The organism is Variovorax sp. RO1, assembly GCF_002849325.1.
Lineage (GTDB): Bacteria > Pseudomonadota > Gammaproteobacteria > Burkholderiales > Burkholderiaceae_C > Variovorax.
Genome location: NZ_PKMT01000007.1, coordinates 275,918 through 293,847, shown reverse-complemented (window position 1 = coordinate 293,847; position 17,930 = coordinate 275,918). Strand labels below are relative to the sequence as shown.

The 17,930-nt window shown below is 66.7% G+C and carries 16 protein-coding genes; all 16 read left to right on the top strand.

Annotated features, from left to right (window positions below):
* Nucleotides 1-10 precede the first annotated feature (10 nt).
* Complete coding sequence (gene sdhD, locus CY658_RS28215; protein WP_099795596.1) at nucleotides 11-376, top strand: succinate dehydrogenase, hydrophobic membrane anchor protein; 366 nt, start codon at nucleotides 11-13, stop codon at nucleotides 374-376.
* Nucleotides 377-382: 6 nt separating this feature from the next.
* The gene (gene sdhA, locus CY658_RS28210) at nucleotides 383-2,191 is read left to right on the top strand and encodes a succinate dehydrogenase flavoprotein subunit (RefSeq protein ID WP_099795595.1); all 1,809 of its coding nucleotides are present in this window, start codon (nucleotides 383-385) and stop codon (nucleotides 2,189-2,191) included.
* Between the two features lie 22 nt (nucleotides 2,192-2,213).
* On the top strand, nucleotides 2,214-2,915 hold the full coding sequence (locus CY658_RS28205; protein ID WP_099795594.1) for a succinate dehydrogenase iron-sulfur subunit: 702 nt from the start codon (nucleotides 2,214-2,216) through the stop codon (nucleotides 2,913-2,915).
* A gap of 20 nt (nucleotides 2,916-2,935) precedes the next feature.
* On the top strand, nucleotides 2,936-3,250 hold the full coding sequence (locus CY658_RS28200) for an FAD assembly factor SdhE (RefSeq protein ID WP_099795593.1): 315 nt from the start codon (nucleotides 2,936-2,938) through the stop codon (nucleotides 3,248-3,250).
* A 24-nt stretch (nucleotides 3,251-3,274) separates the two neighbouring features.
* Nucleotides 3,275-4,585 (top strand): citrate synthase, encoded by a 1,311-nt coding sequence (gene gltA, locus CY658_RS28195; RefSeq protein WP_062479703.1) that lies wholly within the window; start codon nucleotides 3,275-3,277, stop codon nucleotides 4,583-4,585.
* A 175-nt stretch (nucleotides 4,586-4,760) separates the two neighbouring features.
* Nucleotides 4,761-5,714, top strand: coding sequence for a LysR substrate-binding domain-containing protein (locus tag CY658_RS28190; RefSeq protein ID WP_101493323.1), 954 nt, complete (start codon nucleotides 4,761-4,763; stop codon nucleotides 5,712-5,714).
* 46 nt (nucleotides 5,715-5,760) lie between these two features.
* Nucleotides 5,761-7,182, top strand: a complete 1,422-nt coding sequence (leuC, locus tag CY658_RS28185; RefSeq protein WP_101493322.1) for a 3-isopropylmalate dehydratase large subunit — start codon at nucleotides 5,761-5,763, stop codon at nucleotides 7,180-7,182.
* 16 nt (nucleotides 7,183-7,198) lie between these two features.
* Nucleotides 7,199-7,849, top strand: coding sequence for a 3-isopropylmalate dehydratase small subunit (gene leuD, locus CY658_RS28180; protein ID WP_101493321.1), 651 nt, complete (start codon nucleotides 7,199-7,201; stop codon nucleotides 7,847-7,849).
* A 43-nt stretch (nucleotides 7,850-7,892) separates the two neighbouring features.
* Complete coding sequence (leuB, locus tag CY658_RS28175) at nucleotides 7,893-8,981, top strand: 3-isopropylmalate dehydrogenase (RefSeq protein WP_101493320.1); 1,089 nt, start codon at nucleotides 7,893-7,895, stop codon at nucleotides 8,979-8,981.
* 90 nt (nucleotides 8,982-9,071) lie between these two features.
* Nucleotides 9,072-10,217 (top strand): aspartate-semialdehyde dehydrogenase, encoded by a 1,146-nt coding sequence (gene asd / locus CY658_RS28170; protein WP_070062265.1) that lies wholly within the window; start codon nucleotides 9,072-9,074, stop codon nucleotides 10,215-10,217.
* Nucleotides 10,218-10,399: 182 nt separating this feature from the next.
* Nucleotides 10,400-13,189 (top strand): FimV/HubP family polar landmark protein, encoded by a 2,790-nt coding sequence (locus CY658_RS28165; protein WP_441351222.1) that lies wholly within the window; start codon nucleotides 10,400-10,402, stop codon nucleotides 13,187-13,189.
* A gap of 31 nt (nucleotides 13,190-13,220) precedes the next feature.
* Nucleotides 13,221-14,045: a tRNA pseudouridine(38-40) synthase TruA gene (gene truA / locus CY658_RS28160; RefSeq protein WP_101493318.1), complete on the top strand. Its 825-nt coding sequence runs from the start codon at nucleotides 13,221-13,223 to the stop codon at nucleotides 14,043-14,045.
* On the top strand, nucleotides 14,042-14,785 hold the full coding sequence (locus CY658_RS28155) for a phosphoribosylanthranilate isomerase (protein ID WP_101493317.1): 744 nt from the start codon (nucleotides 14,042-14,044) through the stop codon (nucleotides 14,783-14,785). The genes truA and CY658_RS28155 overlap by 4 nt, the downstream gene beginning before the upstream one ends.
* Before the next feature lie 48 nt (nucleotides 14,786-14,833).
* On the top strand, nucleotides 14,834-16,120 hold the full coding sequence (trpB, locus tag CY658_RS28150) for a tryptophan synthase subunit beta (RefSeq protein WP_101493316.1): 1,287 nt from the start codon (nucleotides 14,834-14,836) through the stop codon (nucleotides 16,118-16,120).
* Complete coding sequence (gene trpA, locus CY658_RS28145; protein WP_101493315.1) at nucleotides 16,120-16,965, top strand: tryptophan synthase subunit alpha; 846 nt, start codon at nucleotides 16,120-16,122, stop codon at nucleotides 16,963-16,965. Before trpB ends, trpA begins: the two co-directional genes overlap by 1 nt.
* 24 nt (nucleotides 16,966-16,989) lie before the next feature.
* Nucleotides 16,990-17,862, top strand: coding sequence for an acetyl-CoA carboxylase, carboxyltransferase subunit beta (gene accD, locus CY658_RS28140; protein ID WP_101493314.1), 873 nt, complete (start codon nucleotides 16,990-16,992; stop codon nucleotides 17,860-17,862).
* Nucleotides 17,863-17,930: the final 68 nt, after the last annotated feature.

The following is a 17,930-nucleotide window of genomic DNA, read 5'->3' as shown; positions in this document are numbered from 1 at the left end:
GGAGCCCCCCATGTCTGTGAATTACGGCTCCAAGCGCATCGTCGTCGGCGCACATTACGGTCTGCGCGACTGGCTCAGCCAACGCATCACCGGCGCCCTGATGGCGCTCTTCACGATCATCCTGCTCGCGCAGGTGGTCTTCTCGCGCGGCCCCATCGGCTACGACCTGTGGGCCGGCATCTTCGCCGCACAGTGGATGAAGGTCCTGACCTTCTCCGTGATCGTTGCCCTGCTCTATCACGTGTGGGTCGGCATGCGCGACGTGTGGATGGACTACGTCCAGCCTGTCGCCATCCGTCTCGTGCTGCAAGTTTTCACCATCGTCTGGCTTGTCGGTTGTGCGGGTTGGGCTATTCAAGTGCTTTGGAAGATCTGACCCACCATGACCTACACAAAAGAAAACATCACCAAGCGCAAGTTCGACGTCGTGATCGTCGGTGCCGGCGGCTCCGGCATGCGCGCCTCGCTGCAACTCGCCCGTGCCGGCCTCAACGTGGCCGTGCTCTCCAAGGTGTTCCCGACCCGTTCGCACACCGTCGCTGCCCAGGGCGGCGTGGGCGCTTCGCTCGGCAACATGAGCGAAGACAACTGGCACTACCACTTCTACGACACGATCAAGGGTTCCGACTGGCTCGGCGACCAGGACGCGATCGAGTTCATGTGCCGTGAAGCCCCGAAGGTCGTGTACGAGCTCGAACACTTCGGCATGCCTTTCGACCGCAACCCCGACGGCACCATCTACCAGCGTCCGTTCGGCGGCCACACCGCCAACTACGGCGAGAAGGCCGTGCAACGCGCCTGCGCCGCGGCCGACCGCACCGGCCACGCGATGCTGCACACGCTCTACCAGAAGAACGTGGAAGCCCGCACCCAGTTCTTCGTCGAATGGATGGCGCTCGACCTCATCCGCGACGACGAAGGCGATGTGGTCGGCGTGACCGCTCTCGAAATGGAAACCGGCGACCTGCACATCCTGCAGGCCAAGACCGTGCTGCTGGCCACCGGCGGCGCAGGCCGCATCTTCGGTGCATCCACCAACGCGTTCATCAACACCGGCGACGGCCTGGGCATGGCCGCACGTTCGGGCATCCCGCTGCAGGACATGGAGTTCTGGCAATTCCACCCCACCGGCGTGGCCGGCGCGGGCGTGCTGCTGACCGAAGGCTGCCGCGGTGAAGGCGCCATCCTGCTGAACAGCAACGGCGAACGCTTCATGGAGCGCTACGCGCCTACCCTGAAGGACCTGGCACCGCGCGACTTCGTGTCGCGCTCGATGGACCAGGAAATCAAGGAAGGCCGTGGCTGTGGTCCCAACAAGGACTACATCCACATGAAGCTGGACCACCTCGGCGCCGACACCATCCACAAGCGACTGCCGTCGGTCTACGAGATCGGCATCAACTTCGCCAACGTCGACGTCACCAAGGAACCGATTCCGGTGGTGCCCACCATCCACTACCAGATGGGCGGCATTCCGACGAACATCAACGGCCAGGTCGTCATCCAGAAGGGTGAAGACAACAGCGCCATCGTGAACGGCCTCTACGCCGTGGGCGAATGCTCCTGCGTGAGCGTGCACGGCGCCAACCGCCTGGGCACCAACTCGCTGCTCGACCTCTTGGTGTTCGGCCGCGCGGCCGGCAACCACATCGTCGAGTTCAACGACAAGCTCAAGGAACACAAGGAACTGCCCAAGGATGCGGCCGACCGCACCCTGCAGCGCCTCAACGAACTCGAAGCCGCCACCGGCGGCGAGTACGCGCAGGACGTGGCCGGCGAGATCCGCGCCGTCATGCAGCAGCATGCCGCCGTGTTCCGCAAGCAGGCCTCGATGGACGAAGGCGTGGTCAAGATCGCCGCCGTGCGCGAGCGCGTCAAGAGCATCGGCCTGAAGGACAAGTCCAAGGTGTTCAACACCGCCCGCATCGAAGCGCTGGAAGTCGACAACCTGATCGAAGTGGCGCAGGCCACCATGGTTTCGGCCGCCGCCCGCAAGGAATGCCGCGGCGCCCACACGGTGGAAGACTACGAGCGTCCCGCAGACGACCCGGTCGCACCGCTGGGCCGCGACGACGCCAACTGGATGAAGCACACGCTCTGGTACAGCGCGGACAACCGCCTCTCGTACAAGCCCGTCAAGCTGCAGCCGCTGACGGTGGCATCCGTGCCACCCAAGGTCCGCACGTTCTAAGAATATTTACAAGGTCCATACGATGAAGCGCACATTCCAGATCTACCGCTACGACCCGGACAAGGACGCCAAGCCCTACATGCAGACGATCGAGGTCGAACTCGACGGCCACGAACGCATGCTGCTGGACGCCCTGATGAAGCTCAAGGCGCAGGATCCCACGCTGTCGTTCCGCCGCTCGTGCCGCGAAGGCGTCTGCGGTTCCGACGCGATGAACATCAACGGCAAGAACGGTCTGGCCTGCCTGACCAACATGAACACGCTCAAGGGCACCGTCGTGCTCAAGCCGCTGCCGGGCCTGCCCGTCATCCGCGACCTGATCGTCGACATGACCCAGTTCTTCAAGCAGTACAACTCGATCAAGCCGTACCTGCAGAACGACACCGTGCCGCCCGAGAAGGAACGCCTGCAGTCGCCCGAAGAGCGTGAAGAGCTCGACGGCCTGTACGAGTGCATCCTGTGCGCGAGCTGCTCCACGAGCTGCCCGAGCTTCTGGTGGAACCCCGACAAGTTCGTGGGCCCGGCCGGCCTGCTGCAGGCCTACCGCTTCATCGCCGACAGCCGCGACGAAGCCACCGCCGAGCGCCTGGACAACCTGGAAGACCCGTACCGCCTGTTCCGCTGCCACACGATCATGAACTGCGTCGACGTGTGCCCGAAGAACCTGAACCCCACCAAGGCCATCGGCAAGATCAAGGAACTGATGGTGCGTCGCGCCATCTGACCTTCTTTCAAGACACCACCATGCAAACCGCCGACGAACTCCAGCAGCCGCTCAGCGAACGTGCGCTGAGCAAACTGAAATGGCGTTGCCGGCGCGGCCTGCTCGAGAACGACCTGTTCATCGCCCGCTTCTTCGAGCGGCACGAATCCCACATGACCAACGGTCAGGCGGGAGCGATGGAGACATTGATGGACCTGTCGGACAACGACCTCCTCGACCTTTTGCTGCGCAGAAAGGAGCCCGAGCCCGAATGGGCCGGCGCCGAGGTGGTCGCATTGCTGCATCTGATGCGTACCGATGGCGCGCAGCGTCCCGCAATCTCTCCTTCGTCCTGAATCCTCCTCTGAAAGTAAACCGAAATGAAAGCATCCGATACCAAGGCCACGCTGTCGTTCAGCAATGGCGGCGACAACGTCGAACTGCCGATCTACAAGGGCACCATCGGCCCTGACGTGATCGACATCCGCAAGCTGTATGCACAGACCGGCATGTTCACGTACGACCCGGGCTTCATGTCGACCGCCGCTTGCCAGTCGGCCATCACCTACATCGACGGTGACAAGGGCGAGCTGCTGTATCGCGGCTACCCCATCGAGCAGCTCGCGACCAACTGCGACTTCATGGAGACCTGCCACCTGCTGCTGTACGGTGAACTGCCGGACGCAGGCAAGAAGGCCAGCTTCACCAAGCTCGTGACCAACCACACGATGGTCAACGAGCAGATGCAGTTCTTCCTGCGCGGCTTCCGCCGTGATGCCCACCCGATGGCCATCATGACCGGCCTCGTGGGCGCCCTGTCGGCCTTCTATCACGACAGCACGGACATCAACAATCCCGAGCACCGCGAGATCGCCGCGATCCGCCTGATCGCGAAGATGCCCACGCTCGTGGCCATGGCCTACAAGTACACCGTCGGCCAGCCGTACATGTACCCGAAGAACGAACTCAGCTATGCAGGCAACTTCCTGCACATGATGTTCGCCACGCCGTGCGAAGAGTACAAGGTGAACCCGGTGCTCGAGCGCGCGCTCGACCGCATCTTCATCCTGCACGCAGACCACGAGCAGAACGCCTCGACCTCGACCGTGCGCCTGTGCGGCTCGTCGGGCACCAACCCCTTCGCGGCCATTGCAGCCGGCGTGGCGTGCCTGTGGGGCCCGGCCCATGGCGGAGCCAACGAAGCGGCGCTGAACATGCTGTACGACATCCAGCGCGAAGGCGGCGTGGAAAAGATCGGCGAGTTCATCAAGAAGGTCAAGGACAAGAACTCGAACGTCAAGCTGATGGGCTTCGGCCATCGCGTGTACAAGAACTACGATCCGCGCGCCAAGCTGATGCAGGAAACCTGCAACGAAGTGCTGACCGAGCTGGGCCTGGAAAACGACCCGCTGTTCAAGCTCGCCAAGGAACTCGAAAAGATCGCCCTGGAAGACGAGTACTTCGTGTCGCGCAAGCTGTACCCGAATGTCGACTTCTACTCGGGCATCGTGCAGCGCGCCATCGGCATCCCGGTGCCGCTGTTCACCGCGATCTTCGCGCTGGCCCGCACGGTCGGCTGGATCGCCCAGCTGAACGAAATGATCGGCGACCCCGAGTACAAGATCGGCCGCCCGCGCCAGCTGTTCGAAGGCTCGCCCAAGCGTGACGTGAAGCCGATCTCGGCCCGCTGATCGACTGCGGACCTCCGCTCCCTGAAAAAGCTGCCTCCGGGCAGCTTTTTTATTGCCCGTTCGGCATGCCCCTCCTCGCCAGCCGGCAGCGAGGTCATCGCGCATCGCGATGGCAATGGCTTAAAAACAGGAAGAAAATAGCCAACTCATCGCAAAACGCGATGCCCAAGCCCCCATGAGCACATCCGAACGCAACTTCGCCCGCCGCATCGACCTCACGTCGCTGCAGCTGTTCGTGGCCGCGTGCGAGCTGGGCAGCATCGGGCGCGCGGCGGAGCGCGAGTTCATTGCGGCCTCGGCCGTGAGCAAACGGTTGTCCGACCTGGAAGCCACGCTCGGCACCGCCCTGCTTTATCGCCATGCGCGCGGCGTCGACCTCACGCCGGCCGGCGAAAGCCTGCTGCACCACGCCCGCTCGGTGCTCTACAGCCTCGAGAAGATGCAGGGCGAGCTCAGCGAATACGCCGACGGCGTGCGCGGCCACGTGCGGGTGCACGCCAACATCTCGGCCATCGTGCAGTTCCTGCCGGAAGACCTGGGCGTGTTCTCGCGCGCGCACGAGGCCATCAAGATCGACCTCGAGGAGCACCTGAGCAGCGAAGTGATCCGCGCGGTGCAGGAAGGCGCGGCCGACCTCGGCGTGTGCCACGTGGCCGGCGGCGCGGGCGAGTTGCAGAGCCTTTCTTACCGGCACGACCGCCTCGCGCTGATCGTTCCCGAGGGACACGCGCTGGCCGCGCAGGACGCGATCGATTTCATCGACTCGCTGGCCTTCGACCACGTCGGCCTGCACACCAACAGTTCGATCTACGTGGCGATGCACGAAGCGGCGCTCCGCGCCGGCCGCAGCGTGAAGCTGCGCATCCACGTCACGGGCCTGGACGCCATGTGCCGGATGATCGAAAACGGTCTGGGCATCGGCGTGATGCCGCAGCGCGCCTTCGAACTCATGCACAACGGCATCGGCCGGGGCCTCGTAAGCGTGACGCTCAACGACGCCTGGGCCGCGCGCGAAATCCGGCTGGTGGCGCGCGACTTCTCCACCCTGCCCGTGGCAGCGCGCACGCTGGTGAACCACCTGCACGCGGCGGCCGATTCGGCCGACGCCACCGAACGACTCGCGGCCTAGACCGCATCGACAGACAATCCATTTCCCCACGAAAGAAGAGACCGACATGGCACGCACGCTCTACGACAAGATCTGGGACGAACACGTCGTCCACACCGAGGAAGACGGCACCGCGATCCTCTACATCGACCGCCACCTGGTGCACGAAGTGACCAGCCCGCAAGCCTTCGAAGGCCTGCGCGAAGCCGGCCGCAAGCTGTGGCGCATCAGCTCGGTGGTGGCCACCGCCGACCACAACACGCCGACCACCGGCTGGGAGCTCGGCTACGAAGGCATTGCCGACCCGACCAGCAAGGAGCAGGTCACCACGCTCGACCACAACATCGCCGAGTTCGGCGCCGCCGCGTTCTTCCCGTTCCTGAGCAAGCGCCAGGGCATCGTGCACGTGATCGGCCCGGAAAGCGGCGCGACGCTGCCGGGCATGACGGTGGTCTGCGGCGACTCGCACACCTCCACGCACGGCGCGTTCGGCGCGCTGGCGCACGGCATCGGCACCAGCGAGGTCGAGCACGTGATGGCCACGCAGACGCTGCTGGGCAAGAAGGCCAAGAACATGCTCGTGAAGGTCGAAGGCAAGCTGCCCTTGGGCTGCACGGCCAAGGACATCGTGCTGGCCATCATCGGCAAGATCGGCACCGCCGGCGGCACGGGCTACACGATCGAATTCGCCGGCTCGGCCATTCGCGACCTGAGCATGGAAGGCCGCATGACGGTCTGCAACATGGCCATCGAAGCCGGCGCGCGCGCCGGGCTGGTGGCAGTCGACGAGAAGACCATCACCTACGTGAAGGGCCGCCCGCTCGCGCCCAGCGGCGTCGAATGGGACCAGGCCGTGAGCTACTGGCGCACGCTGCAGTCCGACCCGGGCGCGGCCTTCGACGCCGTGGTCGAGCTCGACGCCGCGCAGATCCCGCCGCAGGTCACCTGGGGCACCTCGCCCGAAATGGTGGTCGACATCAACGGCCGCGTGCCCGATCCCGACAAGGAAAAGGATGCGAGCAAGCGCGGCGCCATCGAGCGCGCACTGGTCTACATGGGTCTGGAGCCCAACAAGGCCATGAACGACATCTTCATCGACAAGGTGTTCATCGGCTCGTGCACCAACAGCCGCATCGAGGACATGCGCGAAGCCGCCGCCGTGGTGAAGAAGCTCGGCCAGAAGGTCGCGAAGAACGTGAAGCTCGCGATGGTCGTGCCCGGCTCGGGCGTGGTGAAGGAACAGGCCGAGCGCGAAGGCCTCGACCTGATCTTCAAGGCCGCGGGCTTCGAATGGCGCGAGCCCGGCTGCTCGATGTGCCTGGCGATGAACGCCGACCGGCTCGAGCCCGGCGAACGCTGCGCATCGACCAGCAACCGCAACTTCGAAGGCCGCCAGGGCGCCGGTGGCCGCACCCACCTCGTGAGCCCCGCGATGGCCGCGGCTGCCGCCGTGCACGGCCATTTCGTCGACGTCCGTACGTTCGCCTGAACCCAGAGAGATTCACATGCAGAAATTCACCGTGCACAAGGGCCTCGTGGCCCCCATGGACCGCGAGAACGTCGACACCGACGCGATCATTCCCAAGCAGTTCCTCAAGTCGATCAAGAAGACTGGCTTCGGCGTGAACCTGTTCGACGAGTGGCGCTACCTGGACGCCGGCTTTCCGGGCCAGGACCCGGCCAGCCGCAAGCCGAACCCCGACTTCGTGCTGAACCAGCCGCGCTACGCGGGCGCCTCGGTGCTGCTGGCGCGCAAGAACTTCGGCTGCGGCTCGTCGCGCGAGCACGCGCCGTGGGCGCTCGACCAGTACGGCTTTCGCGCGATCATCGCGCCAAGCTACGCCGACATCTTCTTCAACAACAGCTTCAAGAACGGCCTGCTGCCGATCGTGCTGTCCGAGGCGCAAGTGGCCCAGTTGTTCGATGAAGCGCTGGCGTTCCCCGGCTACGCGCTGACCATCGACCTGGAGCGCCAGGTGGTCGTGAAGCCCGACGGAGGCGAGCTCGCGTTCGACGTGCAGGCTTTCCGCAAGTACTGCCTGATCAACGGGCTGGACGACATCGGCCTGACGCTGCGCCACAAGGACAAGATCAAGGCCTTCGAGACCGAGCGCCTGGCGCAGAAGCCCTGGCTCGCACACACGATGATCTCGTGATCGCTCACCGCATTTCTGTTTTCAAAAAACCTCAGACCAACTTATGAAAATCGCAGTTCTCCCGGGTGACGGCATCGGCACCGAAATCGTGGCGGAAGCCGTCAGGGTGCTCGAAGTCCTCGACCTGAAGTTCGAGATGGAGTCGGCGCTGGTCGGCGGTGCGGCCTACGAGGCACACGGCCACCCGCTGCCCGAGTCGACGCTCAAGCTCGCGAAGGAATCGGACGCGGTGCTGTTCGGCGCGGTCGGCGACTGGAAGTACGACAAGCTCGACCGCCCGCTGCGTCCCGAGCAGGCCATCCTGGGGCTGCGCAAGAACCTGGGCTTGTTCGCGAACTTCCGTCCGGCCATCTGCTACGAGCAGCTGGTGGACGCCTCGAGCCTGAAGCCCGAGCTGATCGCGGGCCTGGACATCCTCATCATCCGCGAGCTCACCGGCGACATCTACTTCGGCCAGCCGCGCGGCCGCCGCATCGCCACCGACGGCCACTTCCCCGGCGCTGAAGAAGCCTTCGACACGATGCGCTACTCGCGCCCCGAGGTCGAGCGCATCGCACGCGTCGCCTTCGAAGCGGCCCGCAAGCGCAGCAAGCGCGTGACCAGCGTGGACAAGGCCAACGTGCTGGAGACCTTCCAGTTCTGGAAGGACATCGTGACCGAGGTCGGCAAGGAATATCCGGACGTCGAGCTCGACCACATGTACGTCGACAACGCGGCCATGCAGCTCGTGAAGGCGCCCAAGAAGTTCGACGTGGTGGTCACCGGCAACATGTTCGGCGACATCCTCTCGGACGAGGCCGCGATGCTCACCGGCTCCATCGGCATGCTGCCCTCGGCCTCGCTCAATGCGAGCAACCAGGGCCTGTACGAGCCCAGCCACGGCAGCGCCCCCGACATTGCTGGCAAAGGGGTTGCCAATCCTTTGGCTACAATCCTGTCCGCTGCCATGATGCTCCGCTTCTCCCTGAACCAACCCGAAGCTGCCGACCGTATCGAGTCGGCGGTCAAGCACGTGCTCGCCTCCGGGCTGCGCACGGGCGACATCTGGTCCGAAGGCACGAAGCGCGTCGGCACCCGCGAAATGGGCGACGCGGTCGTAGCAGCCATCACCAAAAAGACGATTACCGGCTAACCGCAGCCCGCTTCGTCACGCCCTCCCCCGGCCGACGAGTCGGGGGCAAAAAAGACTGATTTTTTCTTTCTTCACTAAGGGCAAACTGAAATGGCGAACGCATCCAAGCAACCTCTGGTCGGCCTCGTAGGCTGGCGCGGCATGGTCGGCTCGGTCCTCATGGACCGCATGCAGGCCGAAGGCGACTTCGGCCTCATCGAGCCGGTCTTCTTCTCGACCTCCAACGCCGGCGGCAAGGCCCCGGCGATGGCCAAGAACGAAACCGCGTTGAAGGATGCGAACGACATCGAGGCACTGAAGAAGTGCGACATCGTCATCACCTGCCAGGGCGGCGACTACACCAGCGAGGTGTTCCCCAAGCTGCGCGCCGCCGGTTGGAACGGCCACTGGATCGACGCGGCCTCCACGCTGCGCATGAACGATGACGCGATCATCGTGCTCGACCCCGTCAACCTGCCCGTGATCCAGAACGCGCTCGCCAAGGGCGGCAAGAACTGGGTCGGCGGCAACTGCACCGTGAGCTGCATGCTCATGGGCGTGGGCGCCCTCTACAAGGCCGGCCTGGTCGAGTGGATGACCAGCATGACCTACCAGGCAGCCTCGGGCGGCGGCGCGCAGCACATGCGCGAGCTGCTGACCCAGTTCGGCACGCTGAACGCCGAAGTGCGCGCCCTGCTCGACGACCCGAAGTCGGCCATCCTCGAGATCGACCGCAAGGTGCTGCACAAGCAGCAGAACCTGAGCGCCTCCGAAATCGCCAACTTCGGCGCGCCGCTGGGCGGCTCGCTGATTCCCTGGATCGACAAGGACCTGGGCGACGGCATGTCCAAGGAAGAGTGGAAGGGCGGCGCCGAGACCAACAAGATCCTCGGCCAGGGCGCGGGCTTCGGCACCGCCGCCACGCCGGTCGACGGCTTCTGCGTGCGCATCGGCGCCATGCGCTGCCACAGCCAGGCGCTGACCTTCAAGCTCAAGAAGGACGTGCCGGTGGCCGACATCGAAGCGATGATCGCCGCCGACAACCCCTGGGCCAAGGTCGTGCCGAACACGCGCGAAGCCACGGTCAAGGACCTGACGCCGGTGGCCGTGACGGGCACCATGGACATCCCGGTCGGCCGCATCCGCAAGCTGGCGATGGGCCCCGAGTACGTCGGTGCCTTCACCATCGGCGACCAGCTGCTGTGGGGCGCGGCCGAACCGCTGCGCCGCATGCTGCGCATCCTGCTCGAAGCCTGATGCGGGTTGCTCAGGGCCTTGAAATACAAAAATGTTGCCGAAAGGCAACACAGGATGTCATCGGAAGTATGCGCGCACTGGGTAGATCAGGCGCATTGCCTTGTCAGTGCATGTTGATGATGCTAACGTCCTCTTACAAATTCAGGGCCTGAGCCGCCCCTATCAGCATGACAAGACATCTGTTGCCCGCGGCCCGCCCTTCGGCCGCCCGCCCCGCCCTGCCGTCAAATGGCTGGCGCCTTTCCATCCTGGGCGCTGCCGCCGCCCTGACGCTGGGGCTCGCCAGCCCTGACGCCAGCGCTTTCGCGCTCGGGCCGCTGCGGGTGCAGTCGGCACTGGGCGAACCCTTGCGCGCCGAGATCGATGTCACCGAAATGGCCGCCAATGAAGCGGAAGGCCTGAAGATCAACATCGCCACGGCCGAAGCCTTCAAGAACGCGGGCATCCCGTACAACGCGGCCCTGGGCGACGTGAAAGCCACGCTGCAACGCCGCGCCGGCGGTCAGTACGTCGTGCGCCTGGCCGGCAACCGCCCGCTCAACGACCCCTTCATCGACCTGCTGCTCGAAGCCAATGGCGCCTCGGGCCGCATCGTGCGCGACTACACCGTGCTGCTCGATCCGCCGGCCACGCGCCAGGCGGCAGCCACCCCGGTAACGCCCATCGCGCCGCAGATCGCCACGCCGGTCGAGCGCCCCGCGCCGGCCCCGCGCGTGCGCCGTGAGCCCGCGCCTGCAGTTGCCGCAACGCCCGCACCCGCTGCGGCTGCGCCGGCCCCTGCTGCCGCACCGGCTCCTGCGCCGGCACGTGCCGCCGTCGCCGCGCCCAGTGGCGGCAGTGGCGAGCAAGTCACAACGCGCCGTGGCGACACCGCCGGCAAGATCGCCTCCGCCCACAAGCCCGCCGATGTGTCGCTCGACCAGATGCTGGTCGCGCTGCTGAACGCCAACCCCGACGCCTTCGTCGGCGGCAACGTCAACCGGATGAAGGCCGGTGCCGTGCTCGACCTGCCGAACGCCGCCGCAGCGAGCGCCGTGCCGGCCGCCGACGCGCGCCGCACGATCACCGCGCAAAGCCGCGACTTCGGCAGCTACCGCCAGCGCCTCGCCGAAAACGCCCCGACCACCAACGTGGCCGCCGCGAGCCGCCAGGCCTCGGGCAAGCTGCAGGCCAGCGTGGAAGACCGCAATGCCGCCGCCAGCGCACCCGACAAGCTCACGGTGTCGCAAGGCAACGCCGCCGCACGCGCCGCTGACGAAAAGGTCGCACAGGCCCGTCAGGCGCAGGACAGCAGCAACCGCGTCGCCGAACTCGCGAAGAACATCAACGAGCTGAACAAGCTCAAGGCTGGTGCGGGCACCGGCACCGCCGGATCGTCCGCTGCTGCCGCCGCGCCCGCAGCGCCGGCCGCCACCACGCCCGGCATCGCCGTTCCCGCGCCGCTGACCGGTGCCACGACGCCGTCGCCGGCGGTCACGGCCGGTCCTGCGCCCGTCGCAGCACCTGCAGCCGCTGCCACCGCACCGGCAACGCCAGCTCCGGTCGCTGCACCAGCCGCTCCCGCGGCAACGGCCCCTGTCGCCGCTGCCTCTGCTGCTGCACCCGCTGCAGCAGCCGCACCGTCCGCCACAGACGCGGCCGCCCTCCCCGTGGCAGCCGCTGCCAGTGCCGCGGCCGCCGCAGCCCCCGTCGTCGCGCCCAAGCCTGTGGTGAAGGCCGCTCCGCCGCCGCCCCCGCCGGAGCGCAGCTTCCTCGACGAACTGCTCGACAACCCACTGATGCTCGCCGGCGCCGCGCTGATCGCGCTGCTGATCGGCTTCCTGCTGTACCGCGTGCTGGGCCGCCGTCGCGAAGAGATGAGCGAAAGCGTGTTCCTCGAGAGCCGCATTCCCAAGGACTCGTTCTTCGGCGCCAGCGGCGGCGAATCGGTCGACACCAAGAACCGCGGCGACTCCACCGTGTCGTCGCTGTCGTACTCGCCGAGCCAGCTCGATGCGGGCGATGTCGACCCGGTCGCTGAAGCCGACGTGTACCTGGCTTACGGCCGCGACCTGCAGGCCGAGGAAATCCTGCGCGAAGCGCTGCGCCTGAACCCGGACCGCACCGCGATCCACCTCAAGCTGCTCGAAATCCACGCCAAGCGCCGCGACGTGCGCGCCTTCGACGGCCTCGCCACCGAAGTGCACAAGCTGACCAACGGCGCAGGCTCCGAATGGAACCGCGTGGTCGACATGGGCAAGGACCTCGATCCAGGCAACCCGCTGTACGAATCGGGCACGGGCACCGCGCGTGGCGCCAGCCAGGCCGAAACCGCCGCGTTCGCCGGCGCATTGGCAGCCGCTGCCAAGCCGGCCGCCGCCCCCGTCGTGGCACCGCCGCCCCCCGCCGCACCGCCCGTCGCGTCGGCCCCGCCGGCCTTCATGCCCTCGGTCGCACCGCTGGACTTCGACCTCGACCTGACCCAGCCGCCCGCACCGGCGCCTGCCCCCGTGGGCGCCAGCCTGCCGAAGTCGGTCTACGCGCCGACGGCCGCACCGGCTCCGCTGAGCAACGGCCACGCCGCAGCACCTGTCGATCTCGAAAACGATTTCGACACGGCCCCCGGCGCACTGACGGCGCACACACGCCCCTCGTCGCTGAACGACGCGGAGCACAACACCCGCCCGGCCATGCTGCGCGACACGCTGCCCGCCGACTCGGGCTTCATCGAGTTCGACATGAGCGCCCTCGCCGGCCTGCCGGCCCGCTCTGCGGCTTCCGAAGCACCGCGTTCTGCGGCTGTGGCCACCTCGCCGTCCGCACTGGACGACGACGGCGACGACAACCCGCACGCCGTGAAGCTCTCGCTGGCCCGTGAACTGCAGGCCATCGGCGACGTCGAAGGCGCGCGTTCGCTGGTCGAGGAAGTCGAAGCCGAAAGCGCTGGCGACCTCAAGTCGCAAGCCAAGCAACTGCTCGCCGAACTGCGCTGAGCCGGTTGCCGACTGCCCTTCTGATCGCTTCGTGAGGCTGGCACTCGGCATCCGCTACAACGGCCAGGCATACGAGGGCTGGCAGAGCCAGCGCTCGGGCCGCACGGTACAAGACAAGCTCGAAGCAGCCCTCGCGAAGTTCGCCGGGCTGCCCTCCGGCAGCAAGGTCAGCACGCTGTGCGCCGGCCGCACCGACGCCGGCGTGCACGGGCTCATGCAGGTGGTGCACTTCGACACCGACATCAAGCGCGACCCGTTCTCCTGGACGCGCGGCACCAACCGCTACCTGCCCGACGACATCGCGGTGCAGTGGGCGCACCCGGTGCCCGCCGAATTCCATTGCCGCGCCAGCGCCCTGGCGCGCCGCTACGTCTACGTGCTCTCGCAATCGCCCGTGCGGCCCAGCCTCGATGCGGGCCGGGTCGGCTGGTCGATGTACCCGCTCGACGGCGATGCGATGCGCGCCGCGGCGGCGCTGCTGGTGGGCCGGCACGACTTCAGCTCGTTCCGCGCCTCCGCCTGCCAGGCCCTCTCGCCGGTCAAGGACCTGCGGCGCCTCGAGATTTCGCGCGTGGGCGACGGCGAGCGCTGTCGCTGGCACTTCGAATTCGAGGCCGACGCCTTCCTGCACCACATGATCCGCAACCTGATGGGCAGCCTCGTGCGCATCGGCCGCGGTGACGAGCGGCCCGAATGGATCACCGAGGTGCTCGAGGCGCGCAGCCGCAAGGTCGCGGCGCCCACCTTCTCCGCCGACGGCCTGTACTTCCTCGGCCCGTTGTACGACGCCAAGTGGGGTCTGCCGGCCGAGGCCACGTTCCAGGGCGAGCGGGCTTCGTATGATGGCCCGCCATGACATCCCCCGCCTCCCTCGCCCCACGCACCCGCATCAAGATCTGTGGCCTCACGCGTGAGGCCGACGTGGACGCGGCGGTGGCAGCCGGCGCCGACGCGATCGGTTTCGTGCTGTACCCGAAGAGCCCGCGCGCCGTGAGCGCCGAGCGCGCCGCCGAACTGGCCTCGCGCCTGCCGCCCTTCATCACGCCGGTGCTGCTGTTCGTGAACGCGGATGCTCCCGAAGTCATAGCATCGCTGGCCCGTGTGCCGGGCGCCATGGCGCAGTTCCATGGCGAAGAGACGCCTGAGCAGTGCGAGGAAGCCACCGGCCCGGGACGCTTTCGTTACCTGCGCGCCGCCCGGATTCCGCTCGGTGCAGCCGGGGCCGGCTTCGACCTCGTAAAATACGCGTCCGATTACTCCCACGCCCAGGCCATCCTGCTCGACGCCCATGTCGAAGGTTATGGCGGAGGCGGCAAGGCTTTCGATTGGTCACTTCTTCCACCCGCCGTCGACGCTCACCTCGTCTTGAGTGGTGGGCTCACACCTGCAAACGTGAGCGATGGCATTCACAGCCTGCGGACGCGCTGCAAGACGCTGTCCGTTGATGTGAGTTCGGGCGTCGAAATCGACGGTCCCGGGCACAAGGGCCTCAAGGACGCCGGAAAGATCCGGGCATTCGTCGCCGCCGTGAGAGCCGCAGATGCGGTGAACACGGTCAAAGCCTCGGCAGCCGACGCTTCGTCCTTCTCCAGTTAGCCGCCGCACCCGATCGCGATTCGGGCCGCGGCCCATCGATCGAGAACCATGCAAAGCCAATTCCAGGACTACCAGCAACCCGACGCCAGCGGCCACTTCGGCCCCTACGGCGGCACCTTCGCGAGTGAAACGCTCACCCACGCGATCAACGAGCTGCGCGACGCGTATGCCAAGTTCAAGGACGACCCGGCCTTTTTGGCCGAGTTCCACTACGAGCTGAAGCACTTCGTCGGTCGCCCCTCGCCGATCTACCACGCCGCGCGCACCAGCCGCGAAATGGGCGGCGCGCAGATCTACCTGAAGCGCGAAGACCTGAACCACACCGGCGCGCACAAGATCAACAACGTGATCGGCCAGGCGATGCTCGCGCGCCGCATGGGCAAGCCCCGCGTGATCGCCGAGACCGGCGCCGGCCAGCACGGCGTGGCCACCGCCACCATCTGCGCGCGCTACGGCCTCGAATGCGTGGTCTACATGGGCAGCCAGGACGTGAAGCGCCAGAGCCCCAACGTCTACCGCATGAACCTGCTGGGCGCGACCGTCGTGCCCGTCGAATCCGGCAGCAAGACGCTGAAGGACGCGCTCAACGAGGCCATGCGCGACTGGGTCACGAACGTGGAAAACACCTTCTACATCATCGGCACGGTAGCGGGCCCGCACCCCTACCCGACGATGGTGCGCGACTTCCAGAGCGTGATCGGCACCGAGTGCGTCGACCAGATGCCTGCCATGCTCGCGGCCAACGGCATCACCGGTGAAGCCGAGGGCAAGCAGCCCGATGTGGTGGTCGCCTGCGTGGGCGGCGGCAGCAATGCGATCGGCATCTTCCATCCCTACATTCCGTTCGCGGGCACGCGCCTCATCGGCGTGGAAGCGGCCGGCGAAGGCCTGGACAGCGGCAAGCACGCCGCCTCGATCCTGCGCGGCAGCCCCGGCGTGCTGCACGGCAACCGCACCTACCTGCTGCAGAACGACGACGGCCAGATCACCGAAACACACAGCATCAGCGCCGGCCTCGACTACCCGGGTGTGGGCCCCGAGCACGCCTACCTGGCCGACATCGGCCGCGCCGAGTACGTCGGCATCACCGACATGGAAGCGCTCGAAGCCTTCCACTACCTGTGCCGCACGGAGGGCATCATTCCCGCGCTCGAATCCAGCCATGCCATGGCCTACGCCATGAAGCTCGCCAAGACCATGCGCCCCGACCAGTCGATCCTCGTGAACCTCTCGGGCCGCGGCGACAAGGACATCGGCACTGTCGCCGACCTGTCGGGTGTCGATTTCTACGACCGGCCCTCGATGCGCGGTCTGAGCGTGAAGGGAGGCAAGTGATGAGCCGCATTGCCGCCAAGTTCCAGGCCCTGCAAACGCAAGGCCGTCGCGCGTTGATCCCCTACGTCACCGCCGGCTTCCCCTTCGCCGACATCACGCCCGAACTCATGCACGGCATGGTCGAGGCCGGTGCCGACGTGATCGAGCTGGGCGTGCCCTTCTCTGACCCGATGGCCGACGGCCCCGTGATCCAGAAGGCCGGCGAGGGCGCGCTGGCGCTGGGTGTCGGCATGAAGCAGGTGCTCGCCATGGTGGCCGCGTTCCGCGCCCAGGACACGACCACGCCGGTCGTGCTCATGGGCTACGCCAACCCGGTCGAGCGCTACGACCTCGTGCACGGCAAGAAGGCCTTCATCCGCGACGCGTCTGCGGCCGGCGTCGATGGCCTGCTGGTCGTCGACTACCCGCCCGAAGAATGCGAGGACTTCGCCGCCGACCTGAAGGCCGCCGGCATCGACCTGATCTTCCTGCTGGCCCCCACCAGCACCGCCGAGCGCATGGCGCAGGTGGCGCGCATCGCGAGCGGCTACGTGTACTACGTGTCGCTCAAGGGCGTGACCGGTGCCGGCCACCTCGACACCGAGGCGGTCGGACGCATGATCCCGCGCATCCGCGAGCACGTGAGCATTCCGGTCGGCGTGGGCTTCGGCATCCGCGACGCGCGCACGGCGCAGGCCATCGGCTCGGCGGCGGACGCCGTGGTCATCGGCACCAAGATCATTCAACTCATCGAAGACCAGCCCCGCGAAAACGTGGTGCCCACGGTGCGCGAATTCCTGGCCGGCATCCGCGAGGCGCTCGACGCCCTGCCGGCTGCCACAGCCAAGAACGCGGCTGGTCGATAATCACTGCCCTCACAAGGAGCCCCCATGAGCTGGCTTGAAAAACTGCTACCCGCCAAGATCGCACAAACCGACCCGTCCGAGCGCCGCCAGGTGCCCGAGGGCCTGTGGATCAAATGCCCGGCCTGCGAGACCGTTCTGTACAAGACCGACCTCGAGCACAACCAGAACGTCTGCCCGAGCTGCAGCCACCACCACCGCATCGGCGCCCGCGCGCGCCTGGATGCCTTCCTGGACGCCGAAGGCCGCTATGAAGTCGGCCAGGAAGTGCTGCCGGTCGATGCCCTGAAGTTCAAGGACAGCCGCAAGTACCCCGAGCGCCTGAAAGAAGCCCTGGAGAACACCGGCGAGACCGACGCGCTGGTCGTGCTGGGCGGCTCCGTCCACAGCATCAGCGTGGTCGTGGCCTGCTTCGAATTCGAGTTCATGGGCGGCTCGATGGGCAGCGTGGTCGGCGAGCGCTTCGTGCGCGGCGTCGAGACCGCCATCGAGCAGAAGGTGCCCTTCATCTGCTTCACCGCCACCGGCGGCGCGCGCATGCAGGAAGGCCTGCTCTCGCTGATGCAGATGGCCAAGACCAACGCCGCGCTCACGCGCCTGGCGAAGAAGGGCCTGCCCTACATCAGCGTGCTGACCGACCCGACCATGGGCGGCGTGAGCGCCGGCTTCGCCTTCGTGGGTGACGTGGTGATTGCCGAGCCCAAGGCGCTGATCGGCTTTGCCGGCCCGCGCGTGATCGAATCGACCGTGCGCGTGACCCTGCCCGAAGGCTTCCAGCGCGCCGAGTTCCTGCAGACCAAGGGCGCGATCGACTTCATCAGCGACCGCCGCGAACTGCGCAAGACCATCGCCAGCACGCTGGCCATGCTGCTGCGCCAGCCGGCCGACGCGGTGCTCTGACCGCTCCGGGCCTCGGCCTGAACGCCCGCACGCCGAGAAGGCGGAGCGGGCGTTTTGCTGTCCGGTGA